Here is a 20,516-nt window from a genome sequence, read left to right as displayed (position 1 = left end):
CTGTCTTTATTTTTTCAATTAGAAACTAACGTCAATACCCATTTGGAAAGACTTTGTGTTTGGATAACTATATAAGGTTGCTTCCCCAGGAGCTACAGTATTCGAGAATGAAATTGTCTCGCCTGATGAAATACCTACCTCAGGATCACCCCAGAAGTCTGAGAAAGTCAATAGGTTTTGACCTTGTACATAAATTCTAAGTGATGAGAAGAAAGTGTCTTCAAGTGTGCTATTTGGGAACGTGTACGATAAGGTAACGTTTCTTAAACGAATATAATCACCTTTTTCTAACCATCTGTCAGAGTCGTAATAAGCACCTCTGTCAGCTACTGCAAACAATGGGCTAGGAGCTACATCAGTATCTCCTGGTTGTTGCCAGTAGTTAAATGCATCAACACTTTTATTGTGGTTTAAGTCAGCACCGTCAAAAGTAGTACGTGCTTTTACCGTGTTGCTAATCCAGTTTCCTGCTTTAAATACAAAGTCTGTACGAAGTCCGAAACCTTTATAGGTTATGTTGGTAAAGAATCCACCTTCTTTATCGGCAATTGTAGATTTTCCTTGGAAAACTCTATTTTCCATATCTTCTGGAAGCTCATCGGCAAAATATGTTTCACCATCGCCACCGTAGAATAAACCTCTACCAGTTGCTGGATCTACTCCTGCGTAACGTACTAAGAAGTGTTCGTTAATCTTTCTTCCTTCTTCCCAACGAATACCAAATGTACCATCTGCATCAATTGGATCGCCGTTTGGCAAGCTAACAATCTTACTGTCTAAGAAAACAATGTTTCCTCCAAGTGTCCATTTGAAGTCTGGAGTTCTGAAAATATCACCTTGTAATGAAATTTCAAGACCTTTGTTTTCAATATCACCAATGTTACTAACAATTACGCCAGCACCAGATTCGTAAGACTTTCTTAATGGGAATAACAAATCAGTCGTTTCTCTGATGAAATAGTCACTTACTAAACGAAGTCTGTTTTGAAAAGCGTTAAACTCTACACCTACGTTTGTAGTGGTAGTAGTTTCCCAACTTAATTCTGGGTTAGCTACTTGGTCTGGAAGTGTACTTGAACCACCTGGGTAAGAACCAAATTGTACAGTACCCAAAGCTTGGTATCTTCCAAGACCTGCACGGTTACCTACTGAACCATAAGATCCTCTTAATTTAAGATCATCTACAAAGTCAACATCGAAAAACGATTCGTTTGCGATATTCCAGGCAACACTACCACTGTAGAATGTACCCCATTGAACATCTTTACCAAAGTTTGAAGATCCATCACGACGTACAGAACCTGAAACGTAGTAGCGTTCGTCATAGTTGTAATCTGCAAACATACCATAAGAAACTAATGTTAAACGGTTTCTGTTACTTAAGGCATTACGTAGTTCAGAAGCATTTGTTTGTGTACTCAACAATGGTGAAGGGAAATCACCAGATTCTGCCAATATACGGTTATACTCGTTAAAGTTGAATTCGTATAGACCTAAAACGTTTAAGTTATGATCGTTAGAAGACAGGTTGTAGTTAAGTCTATTGCTTATGGTAAAATCCAAACGGTGTGTTTGAGTGTCTCTTTTGTTACCACCTGTAAGTCCAGCTGCTACTTGTGCAAGGTAAGATCCTGGCTTAATGTAGTACTCAGTACGACGCGATTGCCAGTTAACAGAAGTTTGGAACTCATAGCTCCAGTTTTTGTTAAATAGCACCTCGGCGTTTACACTGGCCAAAGTAGTGTTGTCTGTATAAGACTGAGGCTCGTCAACAAGCGCTTGTCTAATTGGGTAATCTACAGCACCAAGGTTGTAGATTGGATCTCCGTTTTCATCTAAGACAGGATCTCCAAATTCATCCAATTCAAATTCTGTTTCGTATGGGTTTGCAGCGTAAACTACGAAGAATGGGTTTTGTGCGTTAAATCTATCTCTAGGCTCATCACTTGTTGATCTAGAGTAACCTACGTTTACGCCAATGTTTAACCATTCTTTAGCTTCAAGATTAAGGTTTAACCTTGATCCTAAACGCTCAAATCCGTCAATTTTGTCTAATATACCAGTGTTACGGTCATGTGATACAGAAAAGTAATAATCTACTTTTTCAGCTCCACCAGAGAAAGAAACACTGTTGTTTTGAAGAATACCATCCTTTTGGATAAGGTCTCCCCAATCAGTTTCATGGTCTAAAAGAAATTGACGCTCAGGAGAACCAGGTTGAGTTTGTACCCCAGGAAGACCTGCACCAGCAGATACACCTAAAGCATACAATTCTGATTCAAACTGCATTTTTTGCTGCGCGTCCATCATTGTGAAGTTTTCATCAATTCTTGAAACAACACCATAACGTGAGCTAAAACGGATAGAAGCATCTTTGTTTCTAGTACCGCTCTTGGTAGTAATAATAACTACCCCGTTAGAACCACGAGATCCGTATTGTGCAGTTGTAGCCGCATCCTTAAGAATCGAAATGCTTTCAATATCCTCATTAGGGATAGTAGAAAGATCTTGCTCTCTAATAGGAGCGCCATCTACTAAATAAAGCGGAGACGCTGCTCCAGCTGTTAAAGATCCAACCCCACGAACACGAACGAAAGCCCCTTGACCAGGTTTTCCGTTTGCCGCAGTTACCTGAACCCCAGCTGCTTTACCTTGTAGCATGTTGTCAATACTTGTGGTAGGTGCCATTGCACTCAGCTCTTGAGCTGAAATTGTTACTACTGCCGAAGTCTGAACTGTTTGACCTCTAGTAGAGTAGCCTGTAACCACAACCTCGTCCAGTGAAGAACCAGGATTTAAAGTTACATCAATAGTGTTTTGGGCTCCTACTTTAACCTCCTTGGTGTCAAAACCTACATAACTAAAGGTAAGCGTTTGTCCTGGATTAACAGCGATGGAGTATAGACCATCAAAATCTGACTGTGTTCCAGTACTAGTGCTTTTAATTATAACGTTTGCACCAGGCAATGGCAGACCTGTGTCGTCTGTCACCGTACCTGTAATAGTTTTCTGCTGTGCGAAGGTAAGTTGCACAACTAACGCTAGAAGTAGCGTTAAAAATCCACTAAACTTTGTTCTCATTTTTATAAATTATTTGAATTAGCCAACGGCAAAAATCCTAATAAAAAGTTAATTACACAAGTATTTGCTCCCAATTTTTAGGATTAGTTTGGGACGGCGAGGGCTTTTTGATCTAAAACTTAGAAGTTAGGCTGATATGGATTTTTGTATTTGAAAAATCAAAATTTTGATCTTCTGAGTTTCCATTGGCAATATTAAACTTGAATAAGCCAGCTTTGGTGCGGAGCCCGAGCCCAATTCCGAAACTGTAAAGCTGCTGTTTTAAATCTAAGGTTTTGTTCTCAAAGTATGCTACATCTATAATGCTATGTATATACACTTCCTCATTGAACAAATAACGATATTCGGTATTTATTAGGGAGTAAAGCGATGCGTCAATGCTGTTTTCATTAAACCCACGGATGCTGTTTATGCCACCAAAGCGAAACAATTCGTTTACCAGATAACTATTGCTAAGCAGGGCGCCGGTAATGCTTTGAACAAAAATTGAGTTCTTGTAGTTTAAATTGAAAATATTGCTTGCGCGTGCTTCTAGTCTAATCTGGCTGTCTGTGCTGCCTTCCTGTTCTCGGGATCCAATACCGCCGTCAAAGGCGAGTAGGGTTTTTATGGGAAAGTTTATTCTGTTCTGTGCTTTAAGGTAGGTGGCGCCAGCAATAAGGTATTTCGATTTAAAATCTATAATAGGTGTTCCAGCAATGGCTTCATCTAGTAAATTACTCGAGTTGTTGCTTCGGTAGCCAATGTAAGTTGTAGATTTTGGATTTATTTGATAGGTTGTGCGCAATTCTTGTTCTGAGGTTACAAAGGAGCTGTCTCTTTTAAAAATCTTCAGTTCGCCGCTTAGCCCAAAAGGTGTTTTGAATAAATAAGGTAATTTTACTTTTGCCCGAAAATTAACTTGTTCCTCGCCATCTGCTTTATAGTTGAGCAGTAGTTGTTCGCCATAATTTAAGTTGTTGTTAAGTTCTAGGTTTAGGTACCCGTTAAATTTTAATTTTTGGGTTTCCTCATCGGTGGCGAAACCAAGTATGCCGTCAAAAAGGTTGTTGTTTTGCTTTTCTAGATAAAAATATACCATTGTGGAATCTTTTCTGAAAAGTGCCTCGGGCGGTTTAATGGATGAAACAAAACCCAAGCTATTTAGATTTTCATTTTGTTGGATTAGTTTTTCCTTGTTAAAAACTTTTTTGGTGCGTACGCCAGCATAATGTTTTATAAATGCCTGTGGAAACTTCTCATAACCTTTTACAATTATAGAGTCAATCGTTCTGGTATCTCTGTTTTTAACTTTTAGGCTTGCCGATAAATTGTCATCGCTGTTTTTTTCAAAGTTGGTAAGTTTTAAGCGTGCGAAAGCATTTCCTTTTCTATTGCGAATGGCGGTTAATTTTTTTAAGGAAGCGGGGATGGTTTCAAAACGAAGAATAAAGTAGTCGTCGGTAATTTCTGAAGCAATACGCTGTAGATCTTTTTTGCTGAAATCTGCTTGGGAGTAATATACCTTAATATAGTTTTGCTTTCTTCCAAGGAAAAACCTTGCTGCGTAGCTGCTGTCATTTTCTTTTTTGATTGCTAAAAGCTCGCTTTCTATAAATCCCATTCTTTGAAACTTCATGTAAACCGTGTCTGTTTCTTTTTTTAAGGAAGTCAAATCGGTAAAACTGGTTTGCATTTGCAGCGAATCTTTTAGGGCTTGCGAGATATGCTTTTCGGCTTTTAGGGTTAATTCAATTTCCTGCGCATTTATTCCGAAGAAAAAACAGCTATATATATTAAGGAGTAAAAAAAAGGAATTGGTCTTGTTCAAATTTTTGATGTAGCGTTAGGAAAACGGAGTTTGGTATTCTATGGTTATTATGCCTTTGCTTTGGGATGTTTTATTAAATACTATTAATTTGTCAGTTTGTCTTTAGGTTCTTCAAAACTAACGTTTGGAGTTTCGATTTCATATTTAAAAGCATAAATAATTTAAAGTATGCTGAAAATTAATTGAGTAAGGTTTGATTAATAAGAAAAAAACTCTACATTTGCATCCCCTAAAAATAGGGGTGTTTTATTTTTAAACAGTAATAATACATATTTATGCCAACAATTTCACAATTAGTACGTAAAGGAAGGACCAGAATAACCAAGAAGAGTAAATCGGTTGCTTTGGATTCGTGCCCGCAGCGTCGTGGTGTTTGTACGCGTGTATATACTACTACACCTAAGAAGCCAAACTCAGCTATGCGTAAAGTAGCAAGGGTTAGGCTTACCAATGGTAAGGAAGTAAACGCATACATACCAGGCGAAGGTCACAATCTCCAAGAGCACTCGATAGTATTGGTTAGAGGTGGAAGGGTAAAAGATTTGCCAGGAGTTAGGTATCACATTGTTCGTGGAGCATTAGACACCGCAGGTGTTGCAGGCCGCACGCAACGTAGATCTAAGTACGGAGCAAAACGCCCAAAAAAGTAAGAATGAAAACGGTTAATGCTTAGGTGCTAACGGTGTAATCCGGTTAACAATTAGCAATTAACAACAAACAACAAAGAAATGAGAAAAAAACAGGCCAAAAAAAGACCTCTTTTACCAGATCCAAGGTTTAACGACCAGTTGGTTACGCGTTTTGTAAACAACATGATGTGGGATGGAAAAAAGAGTGTGGCTTTCAAAGTATTCTATGATGCAATGGATATTGTAGAAGAAAAGAAACAAGACGATGAAAAAACTTCGTTAGAGCTTTGGAAAGAAGCGCTTTCTAACGTTATGCCTCACGTAGAGGTGCGTAGTCGTAGAGTTGGTGGGGCAACCTTCCAAATTCCTATGCAAATACGTCCAGACCGCAAAATTGCTACTGCAATGAAGTGGTTGATTGCATTTTCAAGAAAAAGAAACGAGAAATCCATGGCTTCAAAACTAGCTGCTGAAGTTCTTGCTGCTGCAAAGGAGGAAGGCGGTGCCGTTAAAAAGCGTATGGATACTCATAAAATGGCAGAAGCAAATAAAGCATTCTCACATTTCAGATTCTAAACAATGGGAAGAGATTTAAAATACACAAGAAACATCGGAATTGCCGCGCATATTGACGCCGGTAAAACGACAACAACAGAACGTATACTATTTTACACTGGGGTAAATCATAAGTTGGGCGAGACCCACGATGGTTCTGCCACAATGGACTGGATGGAGCAAGAGCAGGAGCGCGGTATTACAATTACCTCTGCGGCTACTACTTGTACTTGGAAATTTCCAATGGAAAACGCCCAGCCATTACCAGAAACAAAAGATTATCACTTTAACATCATTGACACTCCCGGCCACGTTGATTTTACCGTAGAGGTAAACCGTTCGCTACGTGTTCTTGATGGTTTGGTGTTTTTATTTAGTGCGGTTGATGGTGTTGAGCCACAATCTGAAACCAACTGGAGACTTGCAGATAACTACAAGGTGCCACGTATTGGTTTCGTAAACAAAATGGACCGTAACGGATCTGACTTCTTGGGCGTTTGCCAACAAGTAAAAGATATGTTAGGGTCTAATGCAGTGCCAATCGTCTTGCCTTTGGGTGAAGAAGCGGATTTTAAAGGTATTGTTGACTTAGTGAAGAACCGTGCTATTGTTTGGCATGACGATTCGTTTGGATCTACTTTTGATGTAGTGTCAATTCCTGAGGAAATGAAAGAAGAGGTTCGTGAGCACCGTGCCCACCTTATTGAAGAGGTAGCTGGTTATGACGAAAACCTACTTGAGAAATTTATGGAGGACGAAGAGTCTATCACGGAAGATGAAGTGCATGCTGCGCTTCGTGCTGCCGTAATGGATATGAGTATCATCCCAATGGTATGTGGGTCTTCCTTTAAAAATAAAGGTGTTCAGTTCTTAATTGATGCTGTTTGCCGTTACCTGCCTTCTCCTATGGATAAAGAAGGTATTATGGGAATGAATCCTGTAACTGAAGAAGAAGAATTGCGTAAGCCAAGTGTAGAGGAGCCTTTTGCGGCACTCGCATTTAAAATTGCTACTGATCCTTTCGTAGGGCGTTTAGCTTTTTTCCGTACCTATTCTGGTCATTTAGATGCAGGATCTTATGTTCTTAACAACCGTACTGGTAATAAAGAACGTATTTCTCGTATTTATCAAATGCATGCGAACAAGCAGAATGCAATTGATTTTATTGAAGCAGGAGATATTGGAGCTGGCGTTGGTTTTAAGGATATTAAAACTGGTGATACGCTAACTGCTGAAAAGCATCCTATTATTTTGGAGAGTATGGACTTTCCAGATCCAGTAATTGGGGTTGCAGTTGAGCCAAAAACAAAGGCCGATGTTGATAAACTAGGTATGGCATTGTCTAAACTTGCCGAAGAAGATCCTACATTCCAAGTGCGTACAGACGAAGCTTCTGGACAAACAATTATTTCTGGAATGGGTGAGCTTCACCTTGATGTTCTTGTTGACCGTTTGCGTCGCGAATTTAAAGTAGAGGTGAGTCAAGGTCAGCCGCAGGTTGAGTATAAGGAAGCTGTTACTAAAGTTGCAGATCACAGAGAGGTTTATAAAAAACAATCTGGTGGTCGTGGTAAATTTGCTGATATTGTGTTTACCCTTGAACCTGCCGAAGAAGGAAAAATTGGTTTGGAGTTCGAAAATAAAATTAAAGGGGGTAACGTGCCAAAGGAATTTATCCCTGCTGTTGAAAAAGGCTTTAAACAAGCAATGGTCAATGGGCCGCTTGCAGGTTTTGAGGTTGACAGTATGAAGGTTACATTAAAAGATGGGTCTTTCCACCCTGTGGATTCAGATGCGTTATCTTTTGAATTGGCTGCTAAAATTGGTTTTAAAGAAGTTGCCAAAAAAGCTGGAGCTGTAATTCTTGAGCCGGTTATGAAACTTGAGGTGCTTACACCTGAAGAGAATATGGGTGATATTGTAGGTGACCTTAACCGTCGCCGTGGTACCATTAGTAGTATGAGTGACCGCGCAGGAGCAAAAGTTGTTAAGGCAGAAGTGCCACTTTCTGAAATGTTTGGTTACGTAACCACATTGAGAACGTTGTCATCTGGTCGTGCAACTTCAACTATGGAATTCTCGCATTATGCTCAAACTCCTTCAAATATTTCTGAAGAAGTTATAGCAGCAGCAAAAGGAACCGCTAACGTTTAATAATTTCAGCAATGAGTCAAAAAATAAGAATCAAATTAAAATCTTACGATCACAATTTAGTGGACAAATCTGCTGAAAAGATCGTTAAGACCGTAAAGAATACTGGTGCTGTTGTTACAGGTCCAATCCCTTTGCCAACACATAAGAAAATTTTTACAGTATTACGTTCACCACACGTTAACAAGAAGAGTAGAGAGCAATTCCAATTAAGTTCGTATAAGCGTCTTTTGGATATCTACAGTTCTTCTTCAAAAACAATTGACGCTCTAATGAAGTTAGAGTTGCCAAGTGGTGTAGAGGTGGAGATTAAGGTATAATTACCGCGAAGGCGGTAATCTCTATATCGGTTTTCAAAAACCACCAAAGAGATCCTTGCTTGCGCAGGGAGTAAACATGTCCCGAGCTTGTATGCGGAGGAAAAACGGTAAACAAAGTAATATTCGGGATCGAAGTTATTTTGATCCCGTTTGTTTTTGAAAGTGTTTACCGTAGGGACAGCTCGCGAGCTGTCCGTACCGAACAAAAAGGAAAATAGCGTTTTATCGCATTTCAAATAAGTAATATTAATAATCAATAAATAATTAAATATGTCTGGGTTAATTGGAAGGAAGATAGGGATGACCAGCATCTTTGACGAGAACGGAAAGAATATTCCGTGTACCGTTATTGAGGCAGGGCCCTGTGTTGTTACCCAAGTCAGAACCGTAGAGGTTGACGGGTACAAAGCTCTTCAACTTGGTTTCGATGACAAGAAGACTGTTACTAAGGCTGCCGAAGGGCATGCTAAAAAAGCAGGAACCGTTGCAAAACGCAAAGTCGCCGAATTCAAGAAATTTGAAGAAGATTACAAATTAGGCGACACGATTACTGTGGAGCATTTTCAAGAGGGTGAATTCGTAGATATTGCGGGTACATCTAAAGGTAAAGGCTTTCAGGGGGTTGTTAAGCGCCATGGCTTTAGAGGTTCAGAAAGAACCCACGGTCAGCAAAGTATGCTTAGGGCTCCTGGGTCTGTAGGTGCGGCGTCATATCCTGCAAGAGTTTTTAAAGGAATGCGTATGGCTGGCCAAATGGGCAATGAAAGAGTAAAAATTGATAATTTAAGAGTTTTAAAAGTAGTTCCTGAAAAGAATCTACTTGTGGTAAAAGGAGCAATTCCTGGCCATAAAAACGCTTATGTAACGATCGAGAAATAATGAAGGTAGCTGTATTAGACATAAACGGAAAAGACACCGGTAGAAAAGTTGAACTTTCTGCAGAGGTGTTCGGAATAGAGCCTAACAACCACGCGGTTTATCTTGATGTGAAACAATATCTTGCCAATCAAAGACAAGGTACTCACAAATCTAAAGAACGTGCTGAAATCTCTGGTTCTACTAGAAAAATAAAGAAGCAAAAAGGAACTGGTACTGCTCGTGCGGGTAGTATTAAGTCTGGTATCTTTAAAGGGGGAGGTAGAATGTTTGGGCCACGTCCAAGAGACTACTCCTTTAAACTGAACAAAAACATGAAGCGTCTAGCTCGTAAATCTGCCTTATCTATGAAGGCAAATGAGAAAGCGATCTTCGTGATGGAGGAACTAGATTTTGATGCTCCAAAAACAAAGAATTTTACATCGGTTCTAAAGAGTTTAGGGCTAGATGATAAAAAATCTTTATTTGTATTGGGAGACTTAAATAATAATGTATATTTGTCCTCTCGCAATTTGAAAAGTACCGAGGTTGTAACACACTCAGCATTAAGTACTTATAAAATTATGAATGCAAACAGCGTCGTGCTGTTTGAAGGTTCTTTGGAAGGAATTGAAACAAACTTAAGTAAATAGAAGCAAGATGAACATCTTAATTAAACCTATAATTACGGAAAAAGCTACTAAAGATGCTGAAGACAATAACGTTTTTGGTTTTGTAGTGAACCCACAGGCGAACAAGGTAGAAATCAAGAAAGCGGTTGAGGCTGCTTACGGAGTTTCTGTTGAAAAAGTTCGCACAATGAATGTCCGCCCTGATAGGAAGACCCGTTATACAAAAACAGGTGTCCAAACTGGTAAAACGAATGCTTACAAAAAAGCAATCGTACAGGTGGCGGAAGGTGATACAATAGATTTTTACAGTAACATCTAAGGAAACTTAGATCTAATTAGACACAAATGTCAGTAAGAAAATTAAAACCAATCACCCCAGGTCAGCGTTTTAGGGTTGTTAATGGTTTTGACGCCATTACAACCGATAAGCCGGAGAAGTCTTTACTTGCTCCGATTAAAAAATCTGGTGGTAGAAACAGTCAAGGAAAAATGACCATGCGCTACAAAGGTGGTGGTCATAAAAGAAGATATCGAGTTATCGATTTTAAACGCGACAAAGCAGGAGTTCCTGCTACTGTTGCAAGTATTCAGTACGATCCAAACCGCACAGCTTTTATTGCGCTTTTAAACTATCAAGATGGTGAAAAGCGATATGTAATTGCACAAAGCGGACTACAAGTAGGTCAAAACATCGTTTCTGGTGAAAGTGTAGCCACTGAAATTGGAAACGCTATGCCGCTCTCGGCAATCCCATTAGGTACCGTTATATCATGCATCGAGCTACGTCCTGGACAAGGGGCTATTATGGCTAGAAGCGCAGGTGCTTTCGCACAGCTTATGGCTCGTGAAGGAAAGTATGCCACAATTAAATTGCCGTCTGGTGAAACTAGATTGGTGTTGGCTAACTGTATGGCTACTATTGGGGCTGTATCTAACCATGATCACCAATTAATGGTGTCTGGTAAAGCTGGTAGAACTAGATGGTTGGGCAGACGTCCACGAACAAGACCAGTGGTGATGAACCCAGTAGATCACCCAATGGGTGGTGGTGAAGGCCGCGCATCTGGTGGGCACCCACGTTCTAGAAATGGGATACCTGCAAAAGGTTATAGAACCCGTACCAGAACCAAAGCAAGTAATAAATATATCTTAGAACGTAGAAAGAAATAAGTTATGGCAAGATCGTTAAAAAAAGGACCGTACGTTCATTTTAAACTAGACAGAAAAGTTCAACAAAATGTTGCGGATAATAAGAAGACTGTAATCAAAACTTGGTCACGTGCTTCTATGATTACTCCAGATTTTGTTGGCCAAACCATCGCTGTGCACAACGGGCGTCAATTTGTACCGGTGTATGTAACGGAAAACATGGTGGGGCATAAACTAGGAGAATTTTCACCTACAAGATCATTCCGTGGTCATACAGGTGCTAAAAATAAAGGTAAAAAAATATAGGCCATGGGAGTTCGTAAAAGAGAAAGAGCAGAAGCAATCAAGGAAGCTAAGAAAACTACTTACTTAGCTAAGCTGAACAATTGCCCCACTTCACCAAGAAAAATGCGTTTAATGGCAGATTTGGTGCGTGGTGAGAAAGTAGATAAAGCACTTAATATTTTGAGATTTAGTTCAAAAGAAGCTTCCCGCAAGTTGGAGACGCTTCTATTGTCTGCCATCAACAACTGGCAACAAAAAAATGAAGAAGCCTCAATTGAAGATGCAGATCTTTTTATTAAGGAAATCCGAGTGGATGGTGGTACAATGTTGAAAAGACTACGTCCAGCCCCACAAGGTCGTGCACATAGAATTAGAAAACGCTCCAACCATGTAACAATGGTATTGGCAGCTAACGATAACACACAAAGCAATTAATTAAATGGGACAGAAGACAAATCCAATCGGAAATCGCCTAGGTATTATTAAAGGATGGGAATCCAACTGGTACGGAGGCAACGACTACGGCGATAAACTAGCCGAAGACGACAAGATCAGGAAGTATATCCACGCTCGTTTAAGTAAGGCTAGTGTGAGTAGAGTAATTATTGAGCGTACGCTTAAGCTTGTAACCGTTACTATAACCACTGCCCGTCCCGGTATTATCATCGGTAAAGGTGGTCAGGAAGTAGACAAGCTAAAAGAAGAGCTTAAGAAAATTACAGATAAAGAGGTACAGATCAATATTCATGAGATCAAAAGACCCGAGCTAGACTCATATTTGGTTGCTGCGAGCATTGCACGCCAAATTGAAAGTCGTATTTCGTACCGTCGTGCTATTAAAATGGCTATCGCGGCAACAATGCGAATGAATGCTGAGGGAATTAAGATACAAATCTCAGGGCGTTTGAATGGAGCTGAAATGGCGCGTTCAGAAGCGTACAAAGAAGGTCGTATCCCATTATCAACTTTTAGAGCCGATATTGACTACGCTTTAGTTGAGGCACACACTACCTATGGTAGATTGGGTGTTAAAGTATGGATTATGAAAGGCGAAGTATATGGAAAGAGGGAGCTTTCCCCACTAGTTGGTTTATCAACCGGCAAAAAAGGTGGTGGTAAAGGTTCGCGCGGTGGCAACAAAGCACGCCGTAGAAAGTAATTTTTTAAATAGAAGAAAATGTTACAACCGAAAAGAACAAAATACCGTAAACATCAAAAAGGGCGTATGAAGGGCGCTGCCGGTCGTGGTACGCAACTATCATACGGAACCTTTGGTATTAAATCGTTGGAATCTGAATTTCTTACAGCTAGACAGATAGAAGCTGCGCGTATTGCTGCTACTCGTTTTATGAAAAGAGAGGGTTCAATCTGGATCATGATATTTCCAGATAAGCCAATTACCAAAAAACCCCTTGAAGTACGTATGGGTAAAGGTAAAGGTGCTGTAGAATATTACGCGGCTGTTGTTAAGCCAGGAAGAATACTTTTTGAAATATCTGGTGTTCCTGTTGAAACAGCTAAAGAAGCATTGCGCCTTGCAGCACAAAAGCTTCCCGTTAAAACTAAATTTGTAATGTCTCGGGATTTCCAAGCATAATTTTTTGAAACATGAAACAATCAGAAATTAAAGAAGCGTCAACGGCAGAACTTCAGGAAGCAATTGCTGAATCAAGACAAGCCTACACCGACCTTAAAATGGCTCATACCATTTCACCATTGGAGAATCCAATTCAACTTAGAACCCAGAAAAGGGTGATAGCAAGAATAGCGACCGAACTAACTAATAGAGAAGTGCAATAATTGTACAGCTGAAAGATGGAAGAAATTAAAAGAAACTTAAGAAAAGATCGTATAGGGGTAGTAACCAGCAACAAGATGGACAAGTCTATTGTAGTTGCAGAGGTGAAAAAATTAAAACACCCTATGTACGGAAAGTTCGTGTCTAAAACGAAAAAATACGTTGCGCACGACGAGACCAATAACTGCAACGAAGGCGATACAGTAAGGATTATGGAAACACGTCCTTTGAGTAAAACCAAATGTTGGAGATTAGTAGAAATAATTGAAAGAGCGAAGTAATTATGTTACAACAAGAATCAAGACTCAGAGTCGCAGATAATACCGGAGCAAGGGAAGTACATTGCATTCGCGTATTGGGCGGAACCAAAAGGAGGTATGCTTCTATAGGGGATAAAATTGTAGTTTCTGTTAAAGAAGCAACACCTAACGGAAGTATTAAAAAAGGAGCTGTATCTACTGCTGTGGTAGTACGTACCGTTAAGGAAATTAGAAGACCTGACGGATCTTATATCCGTTTCGATGATAACGCATGTGTGCTTTTAGGGCCACAGGGCGAAATGAGAGGAACGCGTGTTTTTGGACCGGTAGCAAGAGAGCTTCGCGACAGACAATTTATGAAAATAGTATCATTGGCGCCAGAGGTGCTTTAATATGAAAACTAAGATGACAAAGCTTAAAATAAAATCAGGAGATACAGTAGTTGTTACTGCCGGAGCCCACAAAGGTTCTGAAGGTAAGGTGATGAAAATATTCCTTGACAAAAACAAAGCAATCGTAGAAGGAGTAAACATGGTTTCAAAACACGAGAAACCAAGCGCAAATAATCCACAAGGTGGAATTGCGAAAAAAGAATCTCCAATCCATATTTCAAACCTAGCTTTAATAGATCCAAAATCTGGAAAAGCAACCCGTGTAGGTTATAGAATGGAAGATGGTAAAAAAGTGCGGTTTTCAAAACAATCGAATCAAGCAATATAGTTATGGCATATATACCAAGACTTAAAGAAGAGTACAAAAGCAAAGTGATGACTTCACTTACTGACGAATTTGGTTACACAAACGTCATGCAAGTACCAAAATTGAAGCGTATTGTTGTTTCCCGCGGAGTGGGTGCGGCAGTAGCAGACAAAAAGCTTATTGACTATTCTGTTGATGAGCTTACTAAGATAACCGGGCAAAAAGCGGTTCCAACAAATTCTAAAAAGGATGTTGCAAACTTTAAATTGCGTAAAGGAATGCCAATTGGTGTTAAGGTTACGTTACGAGGAGAGCGCATGTATGAATTTTTAGACAGGTTGGTAACTTCAGCATTGCCTAGGGTACGTGACTTTAACGGGATAAAAGCAACCGGTTTTGACGGAAGAGGGAATTACTCTTTGGGAATTACTGAACAAATTATCTTTCCTGAAATCGATATCGATAAAGTGAAGAAAATTGAAGGAATGAACATTACGTTTGTTACTTCAGCAGAGACCGATAAAGAAGCGAAATCATTATTGAACGAATTGGGATTACCCTTTAAAAAGAATTAACAGATGGCTAAAGAATCAATGAAAGCCCGCGAGGTTAAGAGACAAAAAACGGTACTTAAGTATGCGGCCAAGCGCAAAGCTTTAAAAGAAGCTGGAGATTGGGAAGGCTTACAAAAGTTACCAAAAGATGCCTCACCTGTACGTTTGCACAACCGTTGTAAAATTACAGGAAGACCAAGAGGGTACATGAGAACCTTCGGAGTTTCACGAGTTACTTTTCGTGAGTTGGCCAACCAAGGCCTTATTCCAGGGGTTAGAAAAGCATCTTGGTAAGAACATTTGTATGTTCAAAAACACAAATATAAACTGGTTGTAGGTTTGTTCCGAGAGACGGGCGAAAACCACTTCCGAAATTATCAATAAATGAATTTAGATCCAATTTCAGATTATCTAACTCGCGTTAGAAATGCTGCAAAAGCCGGACATCGCGTCGTAGAGATTCCAGCTTCAAATCTTAAAAAGGAGATTACAAAAATCCTTTTTGATCAGGGTTACATTTTGAGCTATAAGTTTGATGACGAAAGTACTGCACAGGGTATCATCAAGATTGCATTAAAATATGACAAGCTTACCAAAGAGCCCACAATCAAAAAAATTCAACGAATTAGTAAACCAGGTTTACGTAAATATGCCGGTTCTACAGAACTGCCCCGTATCTTAAACGGATTGGGTATTGCTATAGTTTCTACTTCATCAGGAGTAATGACTGGGCAACAAGCCAAAGCGCAGAAAGTAGGAGGAGAGGTATTATGTTACGTTTACTAATAAATAGACAAAGAAATGTCAAGAATAGGTAAAAGCCCGGTAGTAATCCCAGAAGGAGTTACAGTTGATCTAAAAGACAACGTAATTACCGTAAAAGGAAAATTAGGCGAGTTGTCTCAGGAATTTACTGATATAACCGCGAAAATGGAAGATGGAAGCGTAATCTTAGAGCGCCCTTCAGAATCTAAAGATCATGTTGCAAGACACGGTCTATATAGAGCATTAATCAACAATATGGTTGAAGGTGTAAGCAACGGATGGACTAAACAACTAGAATTGGTTGGTGTGGGTTACCGCGCAAGCAACCAAGGACAAAAATTGGATTTAGCCTTAGGATTTTCACACAATATTATTTTGGACATCGCGCCAGAAGTTAAAGTGGAAACCATATCTGAAAAAGGTAAAAACCCAATCGTAAAACTAACTTCGCACGACAAACAATTGGTTGGGCAGGTAGCCGCAAAAATTCGCAGCTTCCGTACTCCAGAGCCTTACAAAGGAAAAGGTATCAAGTTTGTAGGTGAGCAATTAAGAAGAAAAGCAGGTAAATCTGCATAACAAATAGAGTTATGGCATTATCAAAATACGAAAAAAGAGCGCGTTTGCGCATGAGAATTAGAAAAACTGTTTCGGGAACGGAAAGTCGTCCACGGTTAGCTGTTTTCAGAAGCAATAAAGAAATATACGCTCAGATAATTGACGATGTAGATGGAAAAACCATTACCGCTGCATCTTCAAGAGATAAAGACATTGACGCTTCAAAAGTAAATAAAATTGAAGCTGCAAAAATGGTAGGAAAAGCTATCGCTGAAAAAGCGACTAAAGCAGGTGTTGAAGCCATTGCTTTTGATAGAGGCGGTTACCTATACCATGGAAGAGTAAAATCATTAGCTGAAGGTGCACGCGAAGGTGGCCTTAAATTCTAAGTAAAATTATGTATCAAGATTATAAAAACGTAGAATTAGTAAAACCAGGAGGCCTTGACTTAAAAGACCGATTGGTAGGTGTACAACGTGTAACCAAGGTGACCAAGGGTGGTCGCGCCTTCGGATTTTCAGCTATCGTAGTTGTAGGAGACGAGAAAGGTGTGGTAGGCCAAGGGCTTGGTAAATCTAAAGATGTTGCCAGCGCAATTGCAAAGGCTATTGAAGATGCCAAGAAAAACTTGGTTCGCATTCCACTTAACAAAGTAACGCTTCCACATGAGCAAAAAGGAAAATATGGCGGAGCCCGTGTTAACCTTTTACCAGCTGCACCCGGTACAGGGGTAATTGCAGGTGGGCCTGTACGTGCGGTATTAGAGTCTTTGGGAGTGCACGATGTATTGTCAAAATCACAAGGATCTTCTAACCCGCATAACGTTGTTAAAGCAACTTTTGATGCCCTTTTGCAAATGCGAAGCGCACAAACAATTGCAGACCAACGTGGAATTTCACTTGAAAAAGTATTCAAAGGATAAATAGCAAAGCGATGGCAAAAATTAAAGTAAAAAAGGTTAGGAGCGTTATTAATCGCCCAGATGACCAAAAGAAAACCATGGAAGCGCTTGGTCTTCATAAAATGAACCAAATTGTGGAGCATGAAGATACGCCAAACATTCTTGGTATGATCAAAAAAGTTAATCACTTAGTTTCAGTAGAAACTATCTAAGGAAATACGAAAAATGGATTTAAGTAACTTACAACCCGCCGCAGGATCGGCGAAAAACAAAGGCAAGCGAGTAGGTCGCGGACAAGGTACCGGTAAAGGTGGCACTGCCACCCGAGGACATAAAGGCGCAAAATCGCGTTCAGGATATTCCAAGAAACTTGGATTTGAAGGTGGACAAATGCCCCTACAACGTCGTGTTCCTAAGTTTGGCTTTACAAACATCAACCGTAAGGAGTATAAGGGAATCAATATTGATACCTTACAACAATTGGTTGACGACAAGAAAATAAATGATGCCGTTGACTTTGAAACCTTAGTTGGTTTAGGTCTTGCTGGAAAAAATGAAATGGTTAAGATTTTAGGAAGAGGAGAGATAAAGGCAAAACTAAAAGTATCTGCACACAAGTTTACTGCCTCGGCAAAAGAAGCTATTGAAGCTGCCGGTGGTGAAGTAGTAACATTGTAACAACAGCCTAGGATGAAATTTATCGAGACCTTAAAAAATGTTTGGAGAATAGAAGAACTGCGTAATCGCATCTTGCTTACATTAGGAATGTTATTGGTGTATCGTTTTGGAGCGCAAGTTGTGCTACCCGGAATTGATGCCGATATGCTAGCTTCCTTTGCCGGCAAGTTTGATGCAGGAGGAATTGGTGGATTGCTGAACGCATTTACAGGAGGGGCTTTTGCCAACGCTTCTGTTTTTGCATTGGGTATTATGCCCTATATCTCGGCGTCTATTGTTGTTCAATTGATGCAGATTGCAGTTCCTTACCTTCAGAAATTACAGAAAGAAGGAGAAAGTGGACGTAAAAAAATCAATCAAATTACCCGTTGGTTAACCATTGGTATTTGTTTGGTACAAGCGCCAAGTTATCTTGCTGGATTGCCTGCAATGGGTGTGCCTACAGAGGCTTTTGTAATGGGACAAAGCGTTATGTTCTATGTTTCCTCAGTAATTATTTTGGTAACAGGAACTATCTTCGCAATGTGGTTGGGTGAGAAAATTACCGATAAAGGTATTGGTAACGGTATCTCCATACTTATTATGGTAGGTATTATTGCGCGTATGCCACAATCATTTGCCCAAGAATTTGTTTCAAGGGTTATGGAATCAAACGGTGGCTTGATAATGATTCTTATAGAATTGGTTATCTGGTTTGTGATTATTCTATTGTCGATTATGTTGGTAATGGCTGTTCGCAAAATACCAGTGCAATACGCTAGAAGATCGGCAAGCGGTGGTTTCGAGAAGAATATTTTTGGAGCTAGACAATTTATTCCTCTTAAGCTGAATGCCTCTGGGGTAATGCCAATTATCTTTGCCCAGGCAATCATGTTTGTACCCGCTGCAGTAGCAAGTGTATCAGACAGTGCCTTTGCGCAAGGTATTCAAGCTACGTTTAGCGATATCTTCGGATTTTGGTATAACGTGGTATTTGCAGTATTGATTATAATATTCACTTATTTCTATACGGCAATTACAGTACCGACAAACAAAATGGCCGACGACCTAAAACGAAGCGGTGGTTTTATTCCCGGTATTAAACCTGGATCGGAGACTGCCGATTATTTAGACCGAATTATGTCTCAAATTACATTACCTGGTTCTGTATTCTTGGCTTTGATCGCGGTTTTCCCAGCCTTCGTAGTTAAGTTGATGGGCATCCAACAGGGGTGGGCATTATTCTACGGTGGTACGTCGTTACTAATTATGGTAGGTGTGGCTATAGATACTATGCAACAAGTTAATTCCTACTTATTGAATCGTCATTATGACGGGTTGATGAAAAGCGGAAAAAACAGAAAAGCAGTAGCTTAACTAAAATTATAGTGGATATTAAATAAGAATTAGTACTTTTGCAAAAATTTATAAATCTAATTCACGAATAATTAAAGATAAATTATAGAATGGCAAAACAAAATGCAATAGAACAAGATGGAAGTATAGTGGAAGCACTATCAAACGCAATGTTCCGTGTTGAACTGGAAAACGGTCACATTGTAACCGCTCACATTTCTGGTAAAATGCGTATGCACTACATTAAGTTGTTGCCAGGTGATAAAGTTAAGCTGGAAATGAGTCCGTACGATTTAACGAAGGCAAGAATAACCTATAGATACTAAAATCAATGAGTCTTTTTGGCTCAATAACAATTACCTGTAAAGATCATTTATTTTAAGTGTTCTTTATTCGAAAATTAAATTAAGAGAGATGAAAGTAAGAGCATCCGTAAAGAAGAGAAGTGCCGACTGCAAGATTGTTCGCAGGAAAGGCAGATTATATGTAATTAATAAAAAGAACCCAAAGTTCAAACAAAGACAAGGATAAGTTATGGCAAGAATCGCAGGTGTAGATATCCCGAAGCACAAAAGGGGTGTAATCGCGTTAACGTATATCTTTGGAATCGGTAAAAGCCGTGCCCAAAATATATTGGACAAAGCCGGAGTTGACGAAGGTAAAAAAGTAAGTGAATGGAACGATGAAGAAATCGGTGCTATTCGTGAGGCTGTTGGATCGTTCAAAATCGAAGGTGAATTACGTAGTGAAGTTCAAATAAGCATTAAACGCTTAATGGACATTGGTTGTTACAGAGGTATTCGTCACAGATCGGGTCTTCCTTTAAGAGGACAACGTACTAAGAATAACTCGCGTACTAGAAAAGGAAAACGTAAAACTGTTGCTAACAAGAAAAAAGCGACTAAATAACAGTTGATAGCGGTTAACCTGTAGTTTTTTTTGAGCTAATTAATTTTAGCGATACATACTAACTACCAATTACCCACTACAACCTAAATCACTAGAAGTTATGGCAAAGACAAGTCAAAAAACTACAAAAGCAGTCAAAAAACGTAAGGTTAATGTTGAATCTGTAGGTGAAGCTCACATTACAGCATCTTTCAACAACATTATCGTTTCCTTGACCAATAAAAATGGAGATGTTATCTCTTGGTCCTCAGCCGGTAAAATGGGTTTTAGAGGTTCAAAGAAAAACACACCTTACGCAGCTCAATTAGCATCAGAAGATTGTGCAAAAATCGCACATGACGCTGGTCTTCGTAAAGTAAAAGTTTACGTTAAGGGGCCAGGTAATGGTAGAGAATCTGCAATACGTTCTATCCACAATTCAGGAATTGAAGTAACCGAAATTATCGATGTTACACCAATGCCTCACAACGGATGCCGTCCTCCAAAAAGAAGAAGAGTATAATGATATGCCCAACTTGTTTGGGCATTTTATTCATACAAACCAATAAACAATAATAAGTATCAATCTGAAGAATTTAAAAACTAAAGGATT

At 39.5% G+C, this 20,516-nt stretch carries 31 protein-coding genes; 29 read left to right on the top strand and 2 right to left on the bottom strand.

Annotated features, from left to right (window positions below; genetic code table 11):
- Positions 1-18: 18 nt before the first annotated feature.
- Complete coding sequence (locus QPK98_RS00790) at positions 19-3,081, bottom strand: SusC/RagA family TonB-linked outer membrane protein (RefSeq protein WP_310991115.1); 3,063 nt, start codon at positions 3,079-3,081, stop codon at positions 19-21.
- A gap of 112 nt (positions 3,082-3,193) precedes the next feature.
- Positions 3,194-4,891, bottom strand: coding sequence for a POTRA domain-containing protein (locus QPK98_RS00785; RefSeq protein WP_310991114.1), 1,698 nt, complete (start codon positions 4,889-4,891; stop codon positions 3,194-3,196).
- A 275-nt stretch (positions 4,892-5,166) separates the two neighbouring features.
- Here QPK98_RS00785 and rpsL point away from each other — a divergent pair, with 275 nt between their 5' ends.
- From rpsL to rpsK, 29 genes are all read left to right on the top strand, one after another.
- Positions 5,167-5,541: a 30S ribosomal protein S12 gene (rpsL, locus tag QPK98_RS00780; protein ID WP_073215344.1), complete on the top strand. Its 375-nt coding sequence runs from the start codon at positions 5,167-5,169 to the stop codon at positions 5,539-5,541.
- A gap of 78 nt (positions 5,542-5,619) precedes the next feature.
- Complete coding sequence (gene rpsG / locus QPK98_RS00775) at positions 5,620-6,096, top strand: 30S ribosomal protein S7 (RefSeq protein ID WP_310991113.1); 477 nt, start codon at positions 5,620-5,622, stop codon at positions 6,094-6,096.
- A 3-nt stretch (positions 6,097-6,099) separates the two neighbouring features.
- Positions 6,100-8,229, top strand: coding sequence for an elongation factor G (fusA, locus tag QPK98_RS00770; protein ID WP_310991111.1), 2,130 nt, complete (start codon positions 6,100-6,102; stop codon positions 8,227-8,229).
- Between the two features lie 11 nt (positions 8,230-8,240).
- Positions 8,241-8,546 carry a 30S ribosomal protein S10 gene (rpsJ, locus tag QPK98_RS00765; protein ID WP_310991110.1) on the top strand — a complete coding sequence of 102 codons (306 nt, stop codon included), beginning with the start codon at positions 8,241-8,243 and terminating at the stop codon, positions 8,544-8,546.
- A gap of 270 nt (positions 8,547-8,816) precedes the next feature.
- Complete coding sequence (gene rplC, locus QPK98_RS00760) at positions 8,817-9,425, top strand: 50S ribosomal protein L3 (protein ID WP_310991109.1); 609 nt, start codon at positions 8,817-8,819, stop codon at positions 9,423-9,425.
- Complete coding sequence (gene rplD / locus QPK98_RS00755; RefSeq protein ID WP_310991108.1) at positions 9,425-10,054, top strand: 50S ribosomal protein L4; 630 nt, start codon at positions 9,425-9,427, stop codon at positions 10,052-10,054. Before rplC ends, rplD begins: the two co-directional genes overlap by 1 nt.
- Before the next feature lie 7 nt (positions 10,055-10,061).
- Complete coding sequence (gene rplW / locus QPK98_RS00750) at positions 10,062-10,352, top strand: 50S ribosomal protein L23 (RefSeq protein WP_310991107.1); 291 nt, start codon at positions 10,062-10,064, stop codon at positions 10,350-10,352.
- A gap of 26 nt (positions 10,353-10,378) precedes the next feature.
- Complete coding sequence (rplB, locus tag QPK98_RS00745) at positions 10,379-11,203, top strand: 50S ribosomal protein L2 (protein WP_310991106.1); 825 nt, start codon at positions 10,379-10,381, stop codon at positions 11,201-11,203.
- Between the two features lie 3 nt (positions 11,204-11,206).
- A complete protein-coding gene (gene rpsS, locus QPK98_RS00740) occupies positions 11,207-11,488 on the top strand; it encodes a 30S ribosomal protein S19 (RefSeq protein ID WP_310991105.1) in 282 nt (93 codons plus the stop codon).
- A 3-nt stretch (positions 11,489-11,491) separates the two neighbouring features.
- Positions 11,492-11,902 carry a 50S ribosomal protein L22 gene (gene rplV, locus QPK98_RS00735; RefSeq protein WP_310991104.1) on the top strand — a complete coding sequence of 137 codons (411 nt, stop codon included), beginning with the start codon at positions 11,492-11,494 and terminating at the stop codon, positions 11,900-11,902.
- A gap of 4 nt (positions 11,903-11,906) precedes the next feature.
- On the top strand, positions 11,907-12,626 hold the full coding sequence (gene rpsC / locus QPK98_RS00730; protein WP_310991103.1) for a 30S ribosomal protein S3: 720 nt from the start codon (positions 11,907-11,909) through the stop codon (positions 12,624-12,626).
- Between the two features lie 18 nt (positions 12,627-12,644).
- Entirely contained in the window at positions 12,645-13,064 is a 420-nt protein-coding gene (gene rplP / locus QPK98_RS00725; RefSeq protein WP_310991102.1) for a 50S ribosomal protein L16, read from the top strand.
- Between the two features lie 11 nt (positions 13,065-13,075).
- Positions 13,076-13,267 carry a 50S ribosomal protein L29 gene (gene rpmC, locus QPK98_RS00720; protein ID WP_310991101.1) on the top strand — a complete coding sequence of 64 codons (192 nt, stop codon included), beginning with the start codon at positions 13,076-13,078 and terminating at the stop codon, positions 13,265-13,267.
- 15 nt (positions 13,268-13,282) lie between these two features.
- Positions 13,283-13,546, top strand: a complete 264-nt coding sequence (gene rpsQ, locus QPK98_RS00715) for a 30S ribosomal protein S17 (protein ID WP_310991100.1) — start codon at positions 13,283-13,285, stop codon at positions 13,544-13,546.
- A 2-nt stretch (positions 13,547-13,548) separates the two neighbouring features.
- Positions 13,549-13,917, top strand: coding sequence for a 50S ribosomal protein L14 (gene rplN / locus QPK98_RS00710; protein WP_310991098.1), 369 nt, complete (start codon positions 13,549-13,551; stop codon positions 13,915-13,917).
- A 13-nt stretch (positions 13,918-13,930) separates the two neighbouring features.
- Entirely contained in the window at positions 13,931-14,245 is a 315-nt protein-coding gene (rplX, locus tag QPK98_RS00705) for a 50S ribosomal protein L24 (protein ID WP_310991097.1), read from the top strand.
- A gap of 2 nt (positions 14,246-14,247) precedes the next feature.
- A complete protein-coding gene (rplE, locus tag QPK98_RS00700; RefSeq protein ID WP_310991096.1) occupies positions 14,248-14,799 on the top strand; it encodes a 50S ribosomal protein L5 in 552 nt (183 codons plus the stop codon).
- A 3-nt stretch (positions 14,800-14,802) separates the two neighbouring features.
- Entirely contained in the window at positions 14,803-15,072 is a 270-nt protein-coding gene (gene rpsN / locus QPK98_RS00695) for a 30S ribosomal protein S14 (protein WP_310991095.1), read from the top strand.
- A gap of 90 nt (positions 15,073-15,162) precedes the next feature.
- Positions 15,163-15,564, top strand: a complete 402-nt coding sequence (gene rpsH / locus QPK98_RS00690; RefSeq protein ID WP_310991094.1) for a 30S ribosomal protein S8 — start codon at positions 15,163-15,165, stop codon at positions 15,562-15,564.
- A gap of 15 nt (positions 15,565-15,579) precedes the next feature.
- Positions 15,580-16,122, top strand: coding sequence for a 50S ribosomal protein L6 (gene rplF / locus QPK98_RS00685; RefSeq protein ID WP_310991093.1), 543 nt, complete (start codon positions 15,580-15,582; stop codon positions 16,120-16,122).
- An 11-nt stretch (positions 16,123-16,133) separates the two neighbouring features.
- Positions 16,134-16,490: a 50S ribosomal protein L18 gene (gene rplR, locus QPK98_RS00680; RefSeq protein WP_310991092.1), complete on the top strand. Its 357-nt coding sequence runs from the start codon at positions 16,134-16,136 to the stop codon at positions 16,488-16,490.
- Between the two features lie 8 nt (positions 16,491-16,498).
- Complete coding sequence (gene rpsE / locus QPK98_RS00675; protein WP_310991091.1) at positions 16,499-17,023, top strand: 30S ribosomal protein S5; 525 nt, start codon at positions 16,499-16,501, stop codon at positions 17,021-17,023.
- Between the two features lie 11 nt (positions 17,024-17,034).
- The gene (gene rpmD / locus QPK98_RS00670) at positions 17,035-17,214 is read left to right on the top strand and encodes a 50S ribosomal protein L30 (RefSeq protein ID WP_310991090.1); all 180 of its coding nucleotides are present in this window, start codon (positions 17,035-17,037) and stop codon (positions 17,212-17,214) included.
- A gap of 13 nt (positions 17,215-17,227) precedes the next feature.
- On the top strand, positions 17,228-17,680 hold the full coding sequence (rplO, locus tag QPK98_RS00665; protein ID WP_310991089.1) for a 50S ribosomal protein L15: 453 nt from the start codon (positions 17,228-17,230) through the stop codon (positions 17,678-17,680).
- Positions 17,681-17,692: 12 nt separating this feature from the next.
- Positions 17,693-19,036: a preprotein translocase subunit SecY gene (gene secY, locus QPK98_RS00660; RefSeq protein ID WP_310991088.1), complete on the top strand. Its 1,344-nt coding sequence runs from the start codon at positions 17,693-17,695 to the stop codon at positions 19,034-19,036.
- An 89-nt stretch (positions 19,037-19,125) separates the two neighbouring features.
- Positions 19,126-19,341, top strand: coding sequence for a translation initiation factor IF-1 (gene infA, locus QPK98_RS00655; RefSeq protein WP_139855390.1), 216 nt, complete (start codon positions 19,126-19,128; stop codon positions 19,339-19,341).
- Positions 19,342-19,429: 88 nt separating this feature from the next.
- A complete protein-coding gene (gene ykgO, locus QPK98_RS00650; RefSeq protein WP_009779203.1) occupies positions 19,430-19,546 on the top strand; it encodes a type B 50S ribosomal protein L36 in 117 nt (38 codons plus the stop codon).
- A gap of 3 nt (positions 19,547-19,549) precedes the next feature.
- Complete coding sequence (rpsM, locus tag QPK98_RS00645) at positions 19,550-19,924, top strand: 30S ribosomal protein S13 (protein ID WP_310991085.1); 375 nt, start codon at positions 19,550-19,552, stop codon at positions 19,922-19,924.
- 100 nt (positions 19,925-20,024) lie between these two features.
- Positions 20,025-20,426, top strand: a complete 402-nt coding sequence (gene rpsK / locus QPK98_RS00640; RefSeq protein ID WP_310991084.1) for a 30S ribosomal protein S11 — start codon at positions 20,025-20,027, stop codon at positions 20,424-20,426.
- Positions 20,427-20,516: the final 90 nt, after the last annotated feature.

Origin of the sequence: Aequorivita marina (assembly GCF_031631895.2) — a bacterium.
GTDB lineage: Bacteria > Bacteroidota > Bacteroidia > Flavobacteriales > Flavobacteriaceae > Aequorivita > Aequorivita marina.
The sequence above is the reverse complement of the archived record's forward strand: the minus strand, read 5'-3'. Positions and strand labels throughout refer to the sequence as shown.